Annotated in this window: 15 protein-coding genes; 10 read left to right on the top strand and 5 right to left on the bottom strand. The window is 69.6% G+C overall.

The window, feature by feature from the left end; all coding sequences use genetic code 11:
• From nifB to NBW77_RS07095, 5 genes are all read left to right on the top strand, one after another.
• A partial coding sequence (nifB, locus tag NBW77_RS07120; protein ID WP_250279470.1) for a nitrogenase cofactor biosynthesis protein NifB occupies window positions 1–1,428 on the top strand: 1,428 nt, incomplete at its 5' end.
• Window positions 1,425–2,012, top strand: a complete 588-nt coding sequence (locus NBW77_RS22315) for an iron-sulfur cluster assembly accessory protein (protein WP_131747193.1) — start codon at window positions 1,425–1,427, stop codon at window positions 2,010–2,012. The genes nifB and NBW77_RS22315, both read left to right, overlap by 4 nt.
• A gap of 30 nt (window positions 2,013–2,042) precedes the next feature.
• Window positions 2,043–2,639 (top strand): iron-sulfur cluster assembly accessory protein, encoded by a 597-nt coding sequence (locus tag NBW77_RS07105; RefSeq protein ID WP_131747192.1) that lies wholly within the window; start codon window positions 2,043–2,045, stop codon window positions 2,637–2,639.
• A gap of 14 nt (window positions 2,640–2,653) precedes the next feature.
• A complete protein-coding gene (locus NBW77_RS07100) occupies window positions 2,654–3,514 on the top strand; it encodes a HesA/MoeB/ThiF family protein (protein WP_250279469.1) in 861 nt (286 codons plus the stop codon).
• Complete coding sequence (locus tag NBW77_RS07095; protein WP_250279472.1) at window positions 3,501–4,685, top strand: cysteine desulfurase family protein; 1,185 nt, start codon at window positions 3,501–3,503, stop codon at window positions 4,683–4,685. The genes NBW77_RS07100 and NBW77_RS07095 overlap by 14 nt, the downstream gene beginning before the upstream one ends.
• Window positions 4,686–4,785: 100 nt before the next feature.
• Here NBW77_RS07095 and NBW77_RS07090 read toward each other — a convergent pair whose 3' ends face one another.
• The 3 genes from NBW77_RS07090 to NBW77_RS07080 all read right to left on the bottom strand — a co-directional run bounded on the left by NBW77_RS07090 (window position 4,786) and on the right by NBW77_RS07080 (window position 6,830).
• Window positions 4,786–5,229 (bottom strand): pyridoxamine 5'-phosphate oxidase family protein, encoded by a 444-nt coding sequence (locus NBW77_RS07090; RefSeq protein WP_131747374.1) that lies wholly within the window; start codon window positions 5,227–5,229, stop codon window positions 4,786–4,788.
• A 198-nt stretch (window positions 5,230–5,427) separates the two neighbouring features.
• Complete coding sequence (locus NBW77_RS07085; protein WP_131747373.1) at window positions 5,428–6,072, bottom strand: RNA 2'-phosphotransferase; 645 nt, start codon at window positions 6,070–6,072, stop codon at window positions 5,428–5,430.
• The gene (locus NBW77_RS07080; protein WP_207387109.1) at window positions 6,069–6,830 is read right to left on the bottom strand and encodes a TetR/AcrR family transcriptional regulator; all 762 of its coding nucleotides are present in this window, start codon (window positions 6,828–6,830) and stop codon (window positions 6,069–6,071) included. Before NBW77_RS07080 ends, NBW77_RS07085 begins: the two co-directional genes overlap by 4 nt.
• Window positions 6,831–7,116: 286 nt before the next feature.
• On the opposite strand from NBW77_RS07080, the gene NBW77_RS07075 reads away from it, so the two are divergent.
• From NBW77_RS07075 to bfr, 4 genes are all read left to right on the top strand, one after another.
• Complete coding sequence (locus tag NBW77_RS07075) at window positions 7,117–8,049, top strand: phosphatase PAP2 family protein (RefSeq protein ID WP_250279467.1); 933 nt, start codon at window positions 7,117–7,119, stop codon at window positions 8,047–8,049.
• 141 nt (window positions 8,050–8,190) lie between these two features.
• Window positions 8,191–9,390 (top strand): OmpA family protein, encoded by a 1,200-nt coding sequence (locus NBW77_RS07070; RefSeq protein WP_250279466.1) that lies wholly within the window; start codon window positions 8,191–8,193, stop codon window positions 9,388–9,390.
• A 247-nt stretch (window positions 9,391–9,637) separates the two neighbouring features.
• Window positions 9,638–9,826, top strand: a complete 189-nt coding sequence (locus NBW77_RS07065; protein ID WP_131747370.1) for a (2Fe-2S)-binding protein — start codon at window positions 9,638–9,640, stop codon at window positions 9,824–9,826.
• Between the two features lie 18 nt (window positions 9,827–9,844).
• A complete protein-coding gene (gene bfr, locus NBW77_RS07060) occupies window positions 9,845–10,315 on the top strand; it encodes a bacterioferritin (RefSeq protein ID WP_131747369.1) in 471 nt (156 codons plus the stop codon).
• Between the two features lie 33 nt (window positions 10,316–10,348).
• Here the strand turns inward: bfr and NBW77_RS07055 are convergent, their stop codons facing one another.
• A complete protein-coding gene (locus NBW77_RS07055) occupies window positions 10,349–11,533 on the bottom strand; it encodes a glycerate kinase (RefSeq protein WP_131747368.1) in 1,185 nt (394 codons plus the stop codon).
• A 162-nt stretch (window positions 11,534–11,695) separates the two neighbouring features.
• Here NBW77_RS07055 and NBW77_RS07050 point away from each other — a divergent pair, with 162 nt between their 5' ends.
• Window positions 11,696–13,876 carry a putative bifunctional diguanylate cyclase/phosphodiesterase gene (locus tag NBW77_RS07050; protein ID WP_131747367.1) on the top strand — a complete coding sequence of 727 codons (2,181 nt, stop codon included), beginning with the start codon at window positions 11,696–11,698 and terminating at the stop codon, window positions 13,874–13,876.
• Window positions 13,877–14,106: 230 nt separating this feature from the next.
• Here NBW77_RS07050 and NBW77_RS07045 read toward each other — a convergent pair.
• Window positions 14,107–14,563: cation transporting ATPase C-terminal domain-containing protein (locus NBW77_RS07045; RefSeq protein WP_250279465.1), on the bottom strand; the 457-nt coding region annotated here is incomplete at its 5' end.

Raw genomic sequence — 14,563 nt, 5'->3', positions numbered from 1 at the left:
CACCATCCCTGTTACAGCCAGGAGGCGCACCAGTACTACGCCCGGATGCACGTCCCGGTCGCGCCCGGCTGCAACATCCAGTGCAACTACTGCAACCGTAAGTACGACTGCGCCAACGAGAGCCGGCCGGGTGTCACCAGTCGGCTGCTGTCCCCGGAGGATGCGCTCGCCAAGGTCAAGCGGGTCGCCAGCGAGATCAAGCAGATGAGCGTGCTCGGTGTGGCCGGGCCCGGTGAACCGCTGGCGAACGCCGACCGCACCTTGCGCACGATGGAACTGGTGGCCCGTGACTGTCCGGACATCAAGCTCTGCGTGTCCACGAACGGGCTCACCCTCGTCGACCACGTCGATCGCATCGAACAGCTCGGCATCGACCACGTCACGATCACCATCAACATGACCGACCCCGAGGTCGGGGCTCGGATCTACCCGTGGGTTGCCTTCCGGGGCAAGCGTCACACCGGCGTGGAAGCGTCCAGGATCCTGTCCGAGCGGCAGCTGGAGGGGCTGGCCGCACTGACCGAGCGCAAGATCCTCTGCAAGGTCAACTCGGTGATGATCCCCGGTGTCAACGACGACCATCTGATCGAGGTCTCCCGCACGGTCAAGGGCATGGGCGCGTTCCTGCACAACGTGATGCCGCTGGTGTCCGCGCCCGAGCACGGCACCCACTACGGCCTGACCGGGCAGCGCGGACCGACCCCGCAGGAGCTCAAGGCGCTACAGGACCGCTGCGAGGGCGACGACGGCGCCGAGATGAACATGATGCGCCACTGCCGCCAGTGCCGGGCCGACGCGGTCGGGCTGCTGGGGGAGGACCGCAGCGAGGAGTTCGGCCCGGAGACCTACCTGAACGGCGAGGTCACCTACGACCTGGCCGGACGCCGGCAGGCCCACGCCGCGATCGAACGGTGGCGCTCCGACGTCCGGTCCACCCGCGAGGAGCTGCGGATCTCCGCGGACGGCATCGCCAGGCCGGAGCGGACCGTCCTGGTGGCCGTCGCCACCAAGGGCGGCGGTGTGGTCAACCAGCACTTCGGCCACGCCGAGGAGTTCTGGGTCTACGAGGCGGGTGAGAACTGGGCGCGTCTGGTCGGTACCCGCAGTGTCGAGCGCTACTGCGAGGGTCCCTCCGAGTGCGACGAGGACGAATCGGTGCTGGACAAGACCGTCCGGCTGCTGTCGGACTGCGCCGCGCTGCTGTGCAGCAAGATCGGAAATGGGCCCCGGGAGGCACTGGCCGCGGCCGGGATCGAGGCCGTCGAATGCTACGACCTCATCGACTCCGCGGTTGCGGCCCAGGGCGCGCGGCTGGCCGCCGAGGGGTTGACCGATGGGTTGACCGAGGGGTCGTCCGAGCCCCCCGCCGAGCTGCCGACCGGCCTGTCAGCGGCGCCCGACCACCTCGCAGCAAAGGTAGGATCATGATCAGCAAGCTTCAGGTCACCCTCACCGAACAGGCTGCGGGTCAGGTGCGCGCCCTGCTCGCCCGGGAGGAGGAGACCACCGGCTACGGCCTGCGGGTCGGCGCGCAGCCGGGCGGCTGTGCCGGCTACACGTACAGCCTGGCGCTCGCGCCCGCCGCGCAGAAGGGCGACATCATCGTCCGCCAGGACGGCTTCGACGTGTTCGTGGACTCCGCGTCCGCGTCGATCGTGCACGGGGTCCGCATCGACTACGTCGAGTCGCTGACATCGTCCGGATTCGTCTTCGCCAACCCGAACTCCTCGGATCCCTGCTCGTGCGGGTCGTCCTTCTCCGCGCCGGAGCCGAACGGGAACGAGGAGACCCTGTGGCGGCAGGTGGACGAGGCCATGCAGCAGATCCGGCCGTTCCTGCAGCGTGACGGCGGGGACGCGACGGTCGTCGACGTCACCGGCGGTGTCGTCTCGGTCCAGCTGACCGGTGCCTGCGGAGGCTGCTCCTCCGCACTGGACACGTTGGCAGGGGTCATCGAACGTCAGCTCAAGGAATCGGTGCCCGCGGTCGAGCGAGTCGTCCTCGCCCACTGACCGCGCCTGGACGTATCGGGAGATGGACCAGTGAGTATTGTGATCAGCTTCACCGAGCGGGCCGCGGGCCAGGTGCGCACGCTGCTCGGCCGGGAGGGGACGGCGCCCGGGTCGGGCCTACGGGTCGGTGTCGACACGTCCAGCGGCTGTGCCGGCCACCGCTACCGGCTCGCGGTCGTGCCCGTGCCCCCGGCCGGCGACGTCGTCATCCGCGTCGAGGACTTCGGCGTGTTCGTCGCCGCCGATTCGGCCGAGCAGTTCGACGGCATGCGTATCGACTACAGCGAGTCGCTGATGTCGTCCGGTTTCACCTTCTACAACCCGAACGCGCGTAGTAGCTGTCTGTGCGGGCCTTCGTTCGCGCCGCCCGTCCAGCCGGACGGTGTGGAAACGTCGCTGCTGCAGAAGGCGAACGTGGCGATCCAGCACATCCGGCCACACCTGCAGCTCGTCGGGCGAGACGCGTCCGTCGTCGGAGTCGCCGACGGCGTGGTCTCGGTGCGGGTGACCGGGCCGGGCCTCACCAGCGAGGCCGACGTGACCGCGCTGGTGAAAACGGTCGAACGGCAGCTGAAGGAAGCTGTTCCCGACGTCAGGAGAGTCGTACCGGCCTCGGTGAGTCGGTAGGGGAGGTGGGGGACATGGACGGCCTGAACATGGATGGCCTGAACACGAACGGCGCGAACACCGGAATCGGAATGCGGCGCTTCGAGCGCCAACTGACGTTGAACGGTTTCGGGCTGGCGGGACAGGAGCGGCTGTGCGAGGCGACAGTGCTTGTGGCGGGGGTGGGTGGGGTGGGCGGAGCCGTCGCCACGTATCTCGCCGCGGCCGGTGTCGGGCGGCTGGTCCTCGTGCATCCCGGCGCCCTCGAGACACCCGACCTCAACCGGCAGATTCTTATGCGACCCGACCGGGTCGGTGAGGCCCGGGTGGTCTGCGCCGCGGACACGCTTCGTGCCCACTACCCGGACGTCATCGTCGAGGCATGGGACCGTGACCTGTTCGACCCGTGCATCCCCGGCCTCGTCGCCGGTTCGGACGTGGTGGTCGACGCCCGCCACAACTTCCCCGAACGTTTCCGGATCAACCGGATGTGCCTGGATCTGGGCGTGCCGCTGGTCTTCGCGGCCATGAACACCACCGAGGCCCAGCTGCTCGTGATGGCTCCCGGCGGGCCGTGTCTTCGCTGCGTGTTCGCGCACGGGGATCCGCAGTGGGATCCGCTCGGCTTCCCGGTGCTCGGCGCGGTCGCCGGTACCGTCGGCTGCCTGGCCGCCATGGAAGTGATCAAAATGATCGCCCGGTTCGGTGAGCCGTCCACCGGCAGGTTGCTGGCCTTCGACCTGTCGGACATGGACTTCCGCTCGTTCCCGGTGCTCCGGGACCCCGACTGCGTCGACTGCGGATCACACCGGACGGACGGTACCGCGATGTCCCGGCCACCGACACCGATCGGGGCTGGTCTCGGCGGCCCGCGTGGCCATAATGATCTATTTTGACTACAACGCCACCACCCCGGTCGACCCACGGGTGCTGGAGGCGATGCTGCCCCTGTTCTCCGAGCAGTTCGCGAACGCATCCAGCGGGCATGGCGCGGGTCGCGCGGTCGCCCGGCTCGTCGAGCAGGCACGCGGCCAGGTCGCCTCCCTGGTGGGGACGAACCGGCGCAACGTCGTGTTCACCAGCGGTGCCACCGAAGCGGCCAATCTCGCCATCCGCGGTGTGCTTGCCGGTGCCGAACCCGGCCGCCGCCGCATCCTGGTCGCGGCCACCGAGCACAAGGCCGTCCTCGCGGCGGCGGCGGAGGCCGCGAGGATCCACGGCGGCACGGTCGGGATCGTCCGGGTCCTGCGCAACGGTGCCCCCGATCTCGACCACCTCGCCGCGTCGCTGTCGAAGGATGTGGTCCTGGTCGCGGTGATGGCCGCGAACAGCGAGACCGGCGCGGTCGCGGACGTCCGCCGGGCCTGCGGGCTCGCACACGGCGCCGGCGCCCTGTTCCTCTGTGACGTCACCCAGGCCGCCGGCAAGATCCCTGTTGCTCTGGACGCGTGGGAGATCGACCTCGCGGTGCTGAGCGCGCACAAGATCTACGGGCCCAAGGGGGTCGGTGCGCTCGTCGCGCGCCGGCGGCTGCAGAACCGGCTGACCCCGCTGATCGTCGGCGGGGGTCAGGAACGCGGCCTGCGCAGCGGTACCACCAACAGCGCCGGCATCGTCGGTTTCGGCCGGGCCGCGGCGATCGCCGCCGCCGAACTCACCACCGACGCCGACCAATTGCGGCGGCTGACCGCGCTGTTGCAGCATCTGCTCACCGAGCAGCTCGACGCTGTCGAGTTGAACGGCCCGGCCGTCGCACGCCTGCCGAACACGGTGAACCTGCGGTTCGCCGGAGCGGACGCCGACGCGGTGATGACGTCCATGCCCGAGGTCGCGGTGTCGGCGGGCAGTGCCTGCAAGGGGTCGAGCAGCGAGCCGTCCCACGTCCTGACCGCGATGGGGCTCGGTTCCACCGCCGCGTCGGAGAGCCTGCGGTTCAGCCTCGGACGCCCCTCCACCGAGGATGAGGTGCACGCCGCGGTCGGCCATGTGATCACCGCCGTCGGCCATGTCCGCGCCCTGGCCCGCCGCACCCGCACCCGTCCCCACCCCCGCGTCTTCTCGCCCTGAGACCGTCCGATTCTCGCCCTGAGACCGTCCGAACGACGAGGTGTAGGTCGTTTCCGTCGTTCCGGCGGCGGTTTCCACCTACGCCTTCGCCGGGATCGGCTCAGGGGTTGGAGTAGATCCGGTCGGGGAGGAGCAGGACGGCCGTGCGGCGTTCGTTGGCCATGACCCTGTCGTAGGTGTTCCAGTCGTCGTGGGTGCCACCGGCGGCGGTGAAGATGTGGCGTAGGAGCATGCGGAGGCAGTCGGCGTCGACGCCGGGCAGGGGATCTTCGGGGCCGGTCAGTTCGACCGGGCCTTCGGCGGCGGCCCATTCCCAGCCGTCGCGGACCACGACGGTGGCACGGGGGCGGGTGCGAAGATGGACGAGTTTGCGGGCCGTGGCTCGTGCCACGAATCCGATCACGGGAACGCCGGTTGCCGGATGGTCGAGCACACCGACGTTGACCACCGACGAATGAATCGTCTCGTCCGCGCGCAGTGTGGAGACGATGGACAGGCCGTTGTCGCCGGAGACCAGGTGGGCGAAGTCTGTGATGTCAGTCACGGTTGAACAATAGCGGTATCCATGGTTTCGCTGGTCGTCAGCGGTGGCGGGTGATCCTGGTCTGTTCGGGTCGTAGCGGACCGCCCGCGGTGAACGGGCCCGGTGCCGCGACCCCGGGCCACGGTCCCTTCCCGACGGGCGGTACCGCGAGGCGTGCCCGGATCTCACTGCCCGGATCTCACTGCCCGGATCTCATGGTTATTCGGGAAGATGAAGGAAGTCGGGCGGTACGTGACTGGTCAGCCAGACCCCGTTCGCGCTGCGCCGGAACCGGTGACCGTCTCGGTGCATCGCGCCGGCGTCGACGGTGAGGACGATGGACCGGCCACGGCGCGCGCCCACCCGTCGCGCGGTTTCCGTGTCGGGAGACAGGTGGACGTCGTGGCGGCGCATCGGACGCAGCCCCTGCTCGCGGATCGCGGGCAGGAAGGCCTCGATCGTCCCGTGGAACAGCACGTCCGGTGGTGTCACGACATCCAGGCCCAGCTCGACGCGTACCGAATGGCCCTGGTTGGCGCGGATGCGCTGCCCGATGTCGTCGAAAGCGAAACGCTGCTTGTCGCTTGTCGCCACGACGTGTTCCAGCTCGGCACGGGTGATCGGGAAACCGGACCGGGCGCAGGCGTCGAGCAGCTCGGTGACGGGTACCCACCCCGCTGTATCGAGAATGATGCCGATGTCGTCCGGCGCGTGCCGCAGATGCCGCGACAGATACCGCGACACCCGTTCCGCGCGGTGTGTACTCGTACTGTTTGCCACGCGGCTCAGGGTAGCCGTGTCGAAATGGTGGAAGCGGCCCTGTCTGGGACATGTCCGGACCAGCCCGGCCGGCAGGGCCGTCATGCCCCGGTGCCCGGCCTGCTACGAGGTCCCTGACGGGGCGCCCGGGCCGGGAGGACGAGCGGCACGACTATTCCATCCAGAATGTCAACGATGTAGCCGTGGTCAAGGGGTTCGCCGGCAATCAGATAGCGGGCGAACAGCAGCGAAGGCCCGATCTCGTTGACCAGTGACCACGGGGCATCGGGGCGGACCTCGCCGCGTTGCACGGCCCTTTCGGCGATGGCCGCGGAAATCGCCCGGCGTTGGTGGAGAAGGACCGCTCGCAGAGCGACGGCGAGGTCGGAGTGTCGGGTGAGCTCGCCGAGCAGGGTCGCGGTGACCGCTCCCTGGCGTCCGTGAAGCAGGTGGGCGAACTCCCGCAGCAGCAGGAGCTGGTCCTCGCGGAAGCTGCCGGTGTCGGGGTCCGTGACGGTCGCATGGTCGAGTCGCCACACGGTGTCGATCACCAGGTCGAGCTTGCAGGACCAGCGGCGATACAGAGTGGCCTTGCCGGCCCGGGCATGTGCGGCCACCAGGTCCATGGTCAACGCGCCGTAGCCGTGTTCGGCGAGTAGTTCGACCACGGCGGTACGGATCGCGTCCTCCAGCACCTCTCCCCGGCGCCGCGCGATGGCAGGGGCGTGCGGTGGCCGGCGCCGGCCACCGCCGCACGTCGGACCGAAACCTGTTGCGGGTGAGGGAGCGGGCGATGATTGAATATCGGTGGATGTTGTCGCAGAGACGGGCTGGGTTGTGGAACGCGCCAGCGCGACGGGCATGGGTCTCTCGCCCATGGCGGGCGTGGGAGGTCGAGTCGCACCGGGTGGTGCGCCAGCTATCGGGTGCGTCATCGCTACCCCCGGGTGCGGTCCGTTGTCGGTACTGCCAACTGGTGACGCAAAGGTACTTGACCGAACACGCTAAGCGAAAGGTGGGGTGGCTGGGTAGGCAGAGGAATGTCGAGGCTCGAAGTCGACGGGGTTCACTGGGGCCGCCGGTCGTAGTACGCGAGAACGCGGTGACCGAACCGTTGAACAGGCCAGGTCACCACCGGGGAGGTCACGGGTGATCCGCACACGCCGCAGGTCCGACGGACTGCCTGTGCTGTGGATCGAAGCTGTCGTGATGATCGTTCTTTACTACAGCTACACGGCCATCCGTGCGGTGGCCGACGGTTCCCGTCGGGATGCGCTCGCGGTCGGGTGGGATCTCCTGCGCATCCAGACCGACCTGCACCTAAACGTTGAGCTCGGGTTGAACCACTGGTTGCAGGGCCTTCCCGCGCTCGCCGTCGCATCCTGCTACTACTACGCAAGCCTCCACTTCGTCGTCACACCGACCGTCCTGCTCTGGCTCTACCGCAAGCACCCGAGTCGCTACCTGCGAGCCCGGTGGACGATCGCCTGTACGACCGTGATCAGTCTTGTCGGATTCTTCCTGCTTCCGACGGCTCCGCCGCGGCTGCTACCCGGGGCAGGCTTCATCGACACCATGGCGTCGTTCCACGACTGGGGCTGGTGGGGCGGCGACTCGAGCGCCGCGCCCAGGGGGTTGGGTGGCATCGCCAACCAGTTCGCCGCCATGCCCTCCCTGCACTGTGCCTGGGCGCTGTGGTGCGGCTGGAACATCGCTCGATTCGCCCGGCACCGCCGGGTCAGGGCGCTCGGCATCCTCTACCCGGCGGCAACGGCCTTCGTGGTGATGGCCACCGCCAACCACTACGTGCTGGACGTGATCGCCGGCTGGTTCGTGCTCGGCATCGGAGCCGCCGTGGCATCGGTGGTGACGCGACCGGCGCGCGGACGAGAACAGCCGACCGGGCAACTGGAGCCGGCCAGCCCGGCTCGGCCGATCGATCGGATCGGCTCGGCCGACCGGTCGGCCCGGCCCCAGCCACTGGAACCCCAGCCCGCGGGGGCCGGGAGCGGGGTCGGTGTACGCCCGGGGCCGGCACCGCCAGACCTGGGGGTTCCAAGGGGGCCAGGGTCGGGGGCTTGACAGGCCCGGCGCGGACTTGGACCACCCGGTGCACGTTATGGACAGCCCGATGTGCGACAGTTGGCCCGCGGCGGGATTGTTCGCCGCACTCCTGTCATCCGTTGGGCCTTCCCAGGCAGAATTTGCGCGGAGACCATTTCTATGTCCTTGGCCAAGGTGGCTGTGGTGCGGCGGCCTCGTCCCGTCGTCTTCTCGGTGTCCCTTGTCGTCGCCTGGCTTTTACTGGCGGTCCTGGCGCTGGGGCTGCGGCGTGGGCCCATCGAAAGCCAACTGTCCGACCGGGCCGCGTCCGCGGTCCGGGCCGGCGGCCAGACCGGCGCCGAGGTGACCTTCGACGGCCGGGATGCCACCGTGCACGGCACGTTTCCCAGCGTTTCCGCGGCCGAAGCGGCCCGTAGGGCGGTCGCACACGTCTCCGGCGCGCGGTCAGCGAGGTTGGGTGGTGATGTCCGGATCGTGGCGGTGCCGAACGCGACCGCAAAGCCCTTCGTGCTCGCGGTCGACGGTGGCTCGCTCACGCTCACCGCAACCGTGCCTGACCGGGGCGCCAGGGAACAGCTCCTCGGCGCGGCGGTCGCGGCCAGTTCCGGCACCTTGACGGGGCAGGTCGCGGTCGATCCGGATGTGGCCGCCCCACCGGTGCCGGTCCTAGACGAGCTGACCCGCGCGCTGACAGCCGTGACCGGCGAACATCAGGTTACGATCATTGGCCCCGAGGTGGTGCTGGAGGGAACCGTGGCCGACGCCGACGAGCGGGCACGGCTGGGGTCCGCCGTCCTGGCCGCGACCCGGACGGTGCAGCCGGCCCTCACCCTCGACAACCGCCTGACCGTTCGGCAGGCGGGTTCGGCTACTGCGGTCCCGGTCCCGGTCCCGGCCGCCGGAGCGGGACGCACGGCCGGAGCGGGAACCACGGCCGGAGCGGGAACCACGGCCGGAGCGGGAACCACGGCCGGAGCGGGAACCACGGCCGGAGCCGACCGCCTCGCCGCGGCCGTCGCCGCGGGTCATGTCACGTTCGCGACGGACAGCTCCGAACTCACCGACGACGACCGTGCCCAACTTGATCAAATCGCGGCGGTGCTGCGGGACGATGCCCTACCCGTACTGGTGGCGGGCCACACCGACACGCAGGGTTCTCATGCTGTCAACGAGGCGCTGTCGTTTTCGCGGGCAGAGGCCGCGGCGTCCTACCTGTCGAGCCACGGCGTGCCGGCCGCGCAGCTGCGGCCCGCCGGGTTCGCGTCGGACTATCCGGTGGCGACCAACGACACCGAGGTCGGACGTGCCTCCAACCGGAGGGTGGAGATCTCCGCACTGGTGGCCTCGATCGCTCCGTGAAGTCCGACCGGCAACGGTCGGGAGCGGACCGCAGCAGGCCCCGAGCGCTGTGAACAGGGAGCGGAACGGGAAGGCCTGGGCAACTATGCCCTGGCCTGGTGCTGTGTTCGCCGAATCGCATGGTGCGGCTGCTTGCCTGTCATCCGACCGTGTGCGACTCTCGTCCCGATGGAACTATTAGGGAAGCTTTAGTTTAGTGGTCGGGGGTGCTGTGGTGTTGGCGGCAGCGAGGGCGAGGTGAGGTGCGGTGCTGGTCTGCTCGTGTTTTGCTGTCACCGACCGGACGTTGCGCGGCGTGATTGAGTCGGGCGCGTGCGACACGGATGAGGTCGGCGAGGTCTGCGCGGCCGGCACCGGCTGCGGCGGCTGCCTTGAGGAGATCGAGGAGCTGCTTGGCGACCACTGCCGTGTCCGTCCGGTCGTCCAGTCGGGCTGAAACGGTGGAGGTTCTCACGTGCGGGGCGATACGGAAATCATTGAACTGCTCAACGGCGTCCTCGCGAACGAGCTGACCGCCATCAACCAGTACTTCCTGCACTCGCGGATGCAACTCAACTGGGGCTACCACCGGTTGGGCAAGCACACCTACGACGAGTCGATCGACGAGATGCGCCATGCGGACAAGCTGGTGCACCGGGTTCTCTACCTGGGCGGGCTACCCAACCTGCAGCGGCTGCACACGCTGCGGGTCGGTGAGACGGTGCTCGAGCAGCTGACCTCCGACCGCTCCCACGAGATCGAGGCCTGCGCGCTGCTGCGGGAGGGAATCGTTTTGACCCGGTCCCGTGACGACGTGGGATCGGCCGTCCTGCTGGAGAGCATCCTCACGTCCGAGGAGGAGCACATCGACTGGCTGGACGCCCAACTGGAACTTGTCTCCCAGGTCGGCGAGGCGAACTACCTCGCCCAGCAGATCCACGACTGACCGGCGGGCGGTACGGCGGCGGGCGGGGGCACCCTACTCGGGGTCGCGGAGAAACGCGTGCACGGCCTCGGCGGTCCGGCCGCGCAGCCGGACCGCCGCCCCGGCCGCCTCGGCCGCCTCGTCCCGCCCGGCCGCCTCGTCCCGCCCGGCCGCCGGGTGCAGCGCATGGACGGCCGTGAACCCGGCCTCCTGCCAGATCTCCTTCTCGACGTCGACCCGGCCGCAGACCGCGATGACGGGAATGCCGGCTCTGCGTGCTCGCCTCGCCACCACCAGCGGGGCCTTTCCTCGCATGGTCTGGGTGTCCAGCGCGCCCTCGCCGGTGACCACCAGGACGGCGCCGGTCAGAACCGAGTCGAACCTGACGAGGTCGAGCAGGAGTTCGGCGCCTGGGTGCACCCGTGCGCCCAGGAAGAGCATCGCGCCGAAGCCGAGCCCCCCGGCCGAGCCCGCGCCCGGGGTGAGCGCCGCATCCCGGGCCGGGAGGGTTCCGCCGGCCTGAGGAAGGGCGTCGAGGCGTTCGACGAGGGTATGCAGCCCCTCCTCGAGGGCGGCGACGTCCGTGGGGCTCGCGCCCTTCTGCGGGCCGAAGACCGCCGCCGCGCCGTGCGGCCCGAGAAGCGGACTGTCGACGTCGGCGGCAACCGTGATGTCGGCGCCGGTCAGCCGTGCGTCCAGGCCGGTGACGTCGACGACGGCGAGGTTGCGCAGGACCGCGCCACCAGGCGGCAGCGGGTGGCCGCAGCGGTCGAGGAACCGGACACCGAGAGCGGTCGCCATCCCGACGCCACCGTCGGTCGTCGCGCTTCCGCCCGCGCCGAGCAGCAGCCGTCGGGCGCCGGTATCGAGAGCGGCGCGGATCAGCTCGCCGGTTCCGGTGGTGGACGCCGTCAGCGGCGCGTACCGCGCCCTGGGCAGGAGGCACAGACCGGAGGCTTCGGCCATCTCCAGCACCGCGGCGTCCTCCCGGACGGCGAACGCCGCCCGTACCGGTGATCCGATCGGTCCGGAAACCGTGATCTCGTGGCGGGTGAAGCCCGCGGCGACGGCCGCCGCCACCGTTCCGTCGCCGCCGTCCGCGACCGGTTGCAGGACGACGTCGCAATGGCGGCCGACGGCGATGCCGACCCCGTCGGCCATGGCACGCGCCGCCTCGGCGGCGGTCAGCGTGCCCTTGAAGGCGTTCGGGGCAACAACGACCTTGATGATCCTGGGCATGTCGGCATCCTGCCCACAGCCCTGGTCCGAGGGGAATCCTACCCCGGCCGGCCCTAACGTTCCGTGCTCATCCGACTGCCGATACACTCGCGAATCGATCGGGGGCGAGCGTGGCCAGCCGAGATGTACGCAGGGCTGACAAGCGTAGGCGGGAGAAGTGCGTTGGTCGCTGGCGTGATCGGCCTGGTGGCCGACGCGGTATCCACAGGTCTGCTGGTGGTGACGTTCGACGGCCGGGTGGTCTGGGCGAACCGGGCACTGCTCGACCTGGTGCTCGCGAGCGGCGGATCCGCGCGGGTCGACCTGGACGTCGAGCCGGGTCCCGAACTGGGTCCCGACCCCGTGGTCGCCGGGCGTTTCGCGGTCGCCGAAGCCGGACTCCCGCTGGCCGACGTCATTGTGGATGCGGACCCTCGCGAGGCCAGGTGGCAGGCGCCGGACGGCACCATCCGCTGGCTGGAGCTGCACGCCAGCGCGTTGGTGAACGGTGGCGTCGGTGGGGTGGTGGTGGCGGGTGCGGGTGGCTTCGTTCTCTACGAGATCGCTGACATCACCGGACGCCACCGTGAGGAGGAGACCACACGGCTACGGGAACAGTGGCTCCACCATGTCGAAACGATCGCCCGGACCGGCATCTGGGAGTGGGATCTGATCACCGACGAGGTGGCGTGGTCCGACGAGCTGCTCGCCATGTTCGGGTACCCCACCGACACCTACCTCGACTACGAGACCTACCGGTCGTTGGTGCATCCGGACGACGTCTCGATGATCGAGAGCGTGTTGGACCGGGCGATCGCCGAGGTCGGCCCGTTCGAGTTCACGCATCGTATGTTTCTGGCCGACCGGTTGTCCGAGTGTGTGCTCGAATGCCACGGGGACGTCCTCACCGACGACCTCGGCACGCCGATCCGGATCATGGGTACCGCGCATGACGTCACCGAGCTGGTCGGGATGCGCCGCGACCTCGCGCGCCTCGACGCGTACGACCCGCTCACCGGACTACGCAACCGGCGATCGACAACCGCGCTGCTGTCCGAACGTCTCGAAGGCGCCGGGGTCGAATCCGCCGGGGTCGGGGGCGACCGGACCGGGGCGTTGCTGCTGATCGATGTCGACGACTTCAAGGACATCAACGAGCTGCACGGTCACGCGGTTGGTGACATGGTGCTGCGGGCACTGGCCCGGGCGTTGAGCGAGACGTTGGACGAGGTACTTCCCGGCGCCGTGCTCGGGTGGTTCGGCGGAGACGAGTTCGCGGTGATCGTGGATTCCGGGGACGGCCCGGACGGGCTTGCCGCCGCGGACGTGCTGTGCGAGACGATCGCCCGGCACCCGGTTCTCATCGACGGCGTGGCGGTTCCTGTCACCACGGTTCCTGTCACCATCAGCGTCGGTGTCGTCCCGCTGGCGGGCGTCGACAACTGCGACATGGCGCTCGCCCGCGCCGACGTTGCACTGTACGAAGCCAAGGACGCCGGCCGCAACCGCGCGCGACTGTTCGCGCCGGAGCAGCGCGAAGCCGCCGCCCGGCGGCTCTCGGTGACGCGTCGGGTACGCGACGCGCTCGACGGCGGGCTACTGGCGCTTGAGGCGCAGCCCATCGTGGATCTGGCGTCCAGGGAGGTCCAGGGCTACGAGGTGCTGGTGCGGCTGCGTGACGGTCGGCAGCCCGACCTCGATCCAGCAGACTTCCTCGGCGCCGTCGAGGACAGCGACCTTCGCCTGAACCTGGACCGCTGGGTACTGGAGCGGACGGTGGCCGTGCTTTCCTCGGCCGCGGCCCGCCGTGACCGGTTCCGGCTGCACATGAACATCTCCGGCCGGTCGGTTGAGGACCCCGCGTTTGGTGACTTCGTCCTGGCGACCCTGCGCGCCGCGCGGGTCGATCCGTCCCAGCTCGGTCTCGAGATCGCCGAGGCCGCTGCCATGTCGAGTCCTGACGCGGTGCGACACCTCGCCGAGACGTTGACGGGCGCGGGGTGCCGGTTCATCCTCGACGGGTTCGGGGCGGGCCTTGGATCGTTCGTCCATCTGCGGAACATGCCCTTCACCAATGTGAAGATCGCTGGTGACTTTCTGCGCAATGTCGACACCTCCCCGGCGGACACGGTCCTCGCGGACGCGGTCGTGCGGGTCGCCCGCTGTCTCGGTATGTACACCATTGCGGAGAACGTCGACCGTGAGGGGCTGGCGCTGGCGCTCCGTGACCTGGGGGTGGACTGTGCGCAGGGGTTCCACGCCGGCCGGCCCCGACCGCTGGAGGACCTGCTTGCCGACACCTCCGACGTGGATCCAGATACCCGGCAGGTCAGCCTCAACGGCTTCTTCGGCTTACCCCGTTGAACCCCGTCGAACCTTGCTGAACCCTGCTGAACGGCCCGGCGGTGGCCGATCGGCGGGGTGAACCGCCGAACCTTCCGGAGGCGGTCAGGGGCCGGACGTCGGATGCTCGGCCGTTGTTCACCATCGCAACGGACCCTGGGCGCAGGAGATCGGCCTGCTGTTCACGGGAGGGAGCGCGATGTCCGAGGTCATCTTGGGGGTCATCGTCGACGTGCTCGGAGCGATCGCCGTCACGCTGGTGGCCGAACTGGTTCGCCGGTGGTTTCGACCGCCGACGCCGACGCCGACGCCGACGCCGACGCCTGCCGTGTGACGCGGCCGGTGCGCCGTTCGTAGACCCAGGCGGCAAGGGTGGCAGCGGTGGTGGACGTCGCCACTATCGTCCATCCGGCGGGGCCCAGCGGGGTGCTCCCGAACAGTCTGCTCACGCCTGGCGTCTGAATCATCACTGCTAGCGCGGCGGCGCTGCCGACGGCGGTCGCGACCACCAGCGGGTCCCGGGGCGCGAGCGTCAGGGTCTGGCCGAGCTGCGTCCCCACGAGTGTCAGCAGCCCTATGGTGGATGCCCGACGCGGCGTCCCCGTGACCCGGCCCACCGACCAGGCCGCGGTCGCCGCCGTCGCGGTCACGGCACCGCGGACAAGCAGCATCCGTCTCAGGGGACCCTCCGACCAACCGCGCCCGCCC

This window comes from Frankia sp. Cppng1_Ct_nod (assembly GCF_920656135.1).
In the GTDB taxonomy this organism is placed as follows: Bacteria; Actinomycetota; Actinomycetes; order Frankiales; family Frankiaceae; genus Protofrankia; species Protofrankia meridionalis.
This window is presented reverse-complemented; position numbering and strand designations above follow the sequence as displayed.

Coding starts and splice junctions, on each gene's coding strand:
- NBW77_RS22315 (WP_131747193.1), top strand. CDS start 1,425: ATGATCAGCAAGCTTCAGGTCACCCTCACCGAACAGGCTGCGGGTCAG.
- NBW77_RS07100 (WP_250279469.1), top strand. CDS start 2,654: ATGGACGGCCTGAACATGGATGGCCTGAACACGAACGGCGCGAACACC.
- NBW77_RS07095 (WP_250279472.1), top strand. CDS start 3,501: ATGATCTATTTTGACTACAACGCCACCACCCCGGTCGACCCACGGGTG.
- NBW77_RS07085 (WP_131747373.1), bottom strand. CDS start 6,072: ATGACGGCCCTGCCGGCCGGGCTGGTCCGGACATGTCCCAGACAGGGC.
- NBW77_RS07080 (WP_207387109.1), bottom strand. CDS start 6,830: ATGCCCGTCGCGCTGGCGCGTTCCACAACCCAGCCCGTCTCTGCGACA.
- NBW77_RS07070 (WP_250279466.1), top strand. CDS start 8,191: ATGTCCTTGGCCAAGGTGGCTGTGGTGCGGCGGCCTCGTCCCGTCGTC.
- NBW77_RS07055 (WP_131747368.1), bottom strand. CDS start 11,533: ATGCCCAGGATCATCAAGGTCGTTGTTGCCCCGAACGCCTTCAAGGGC.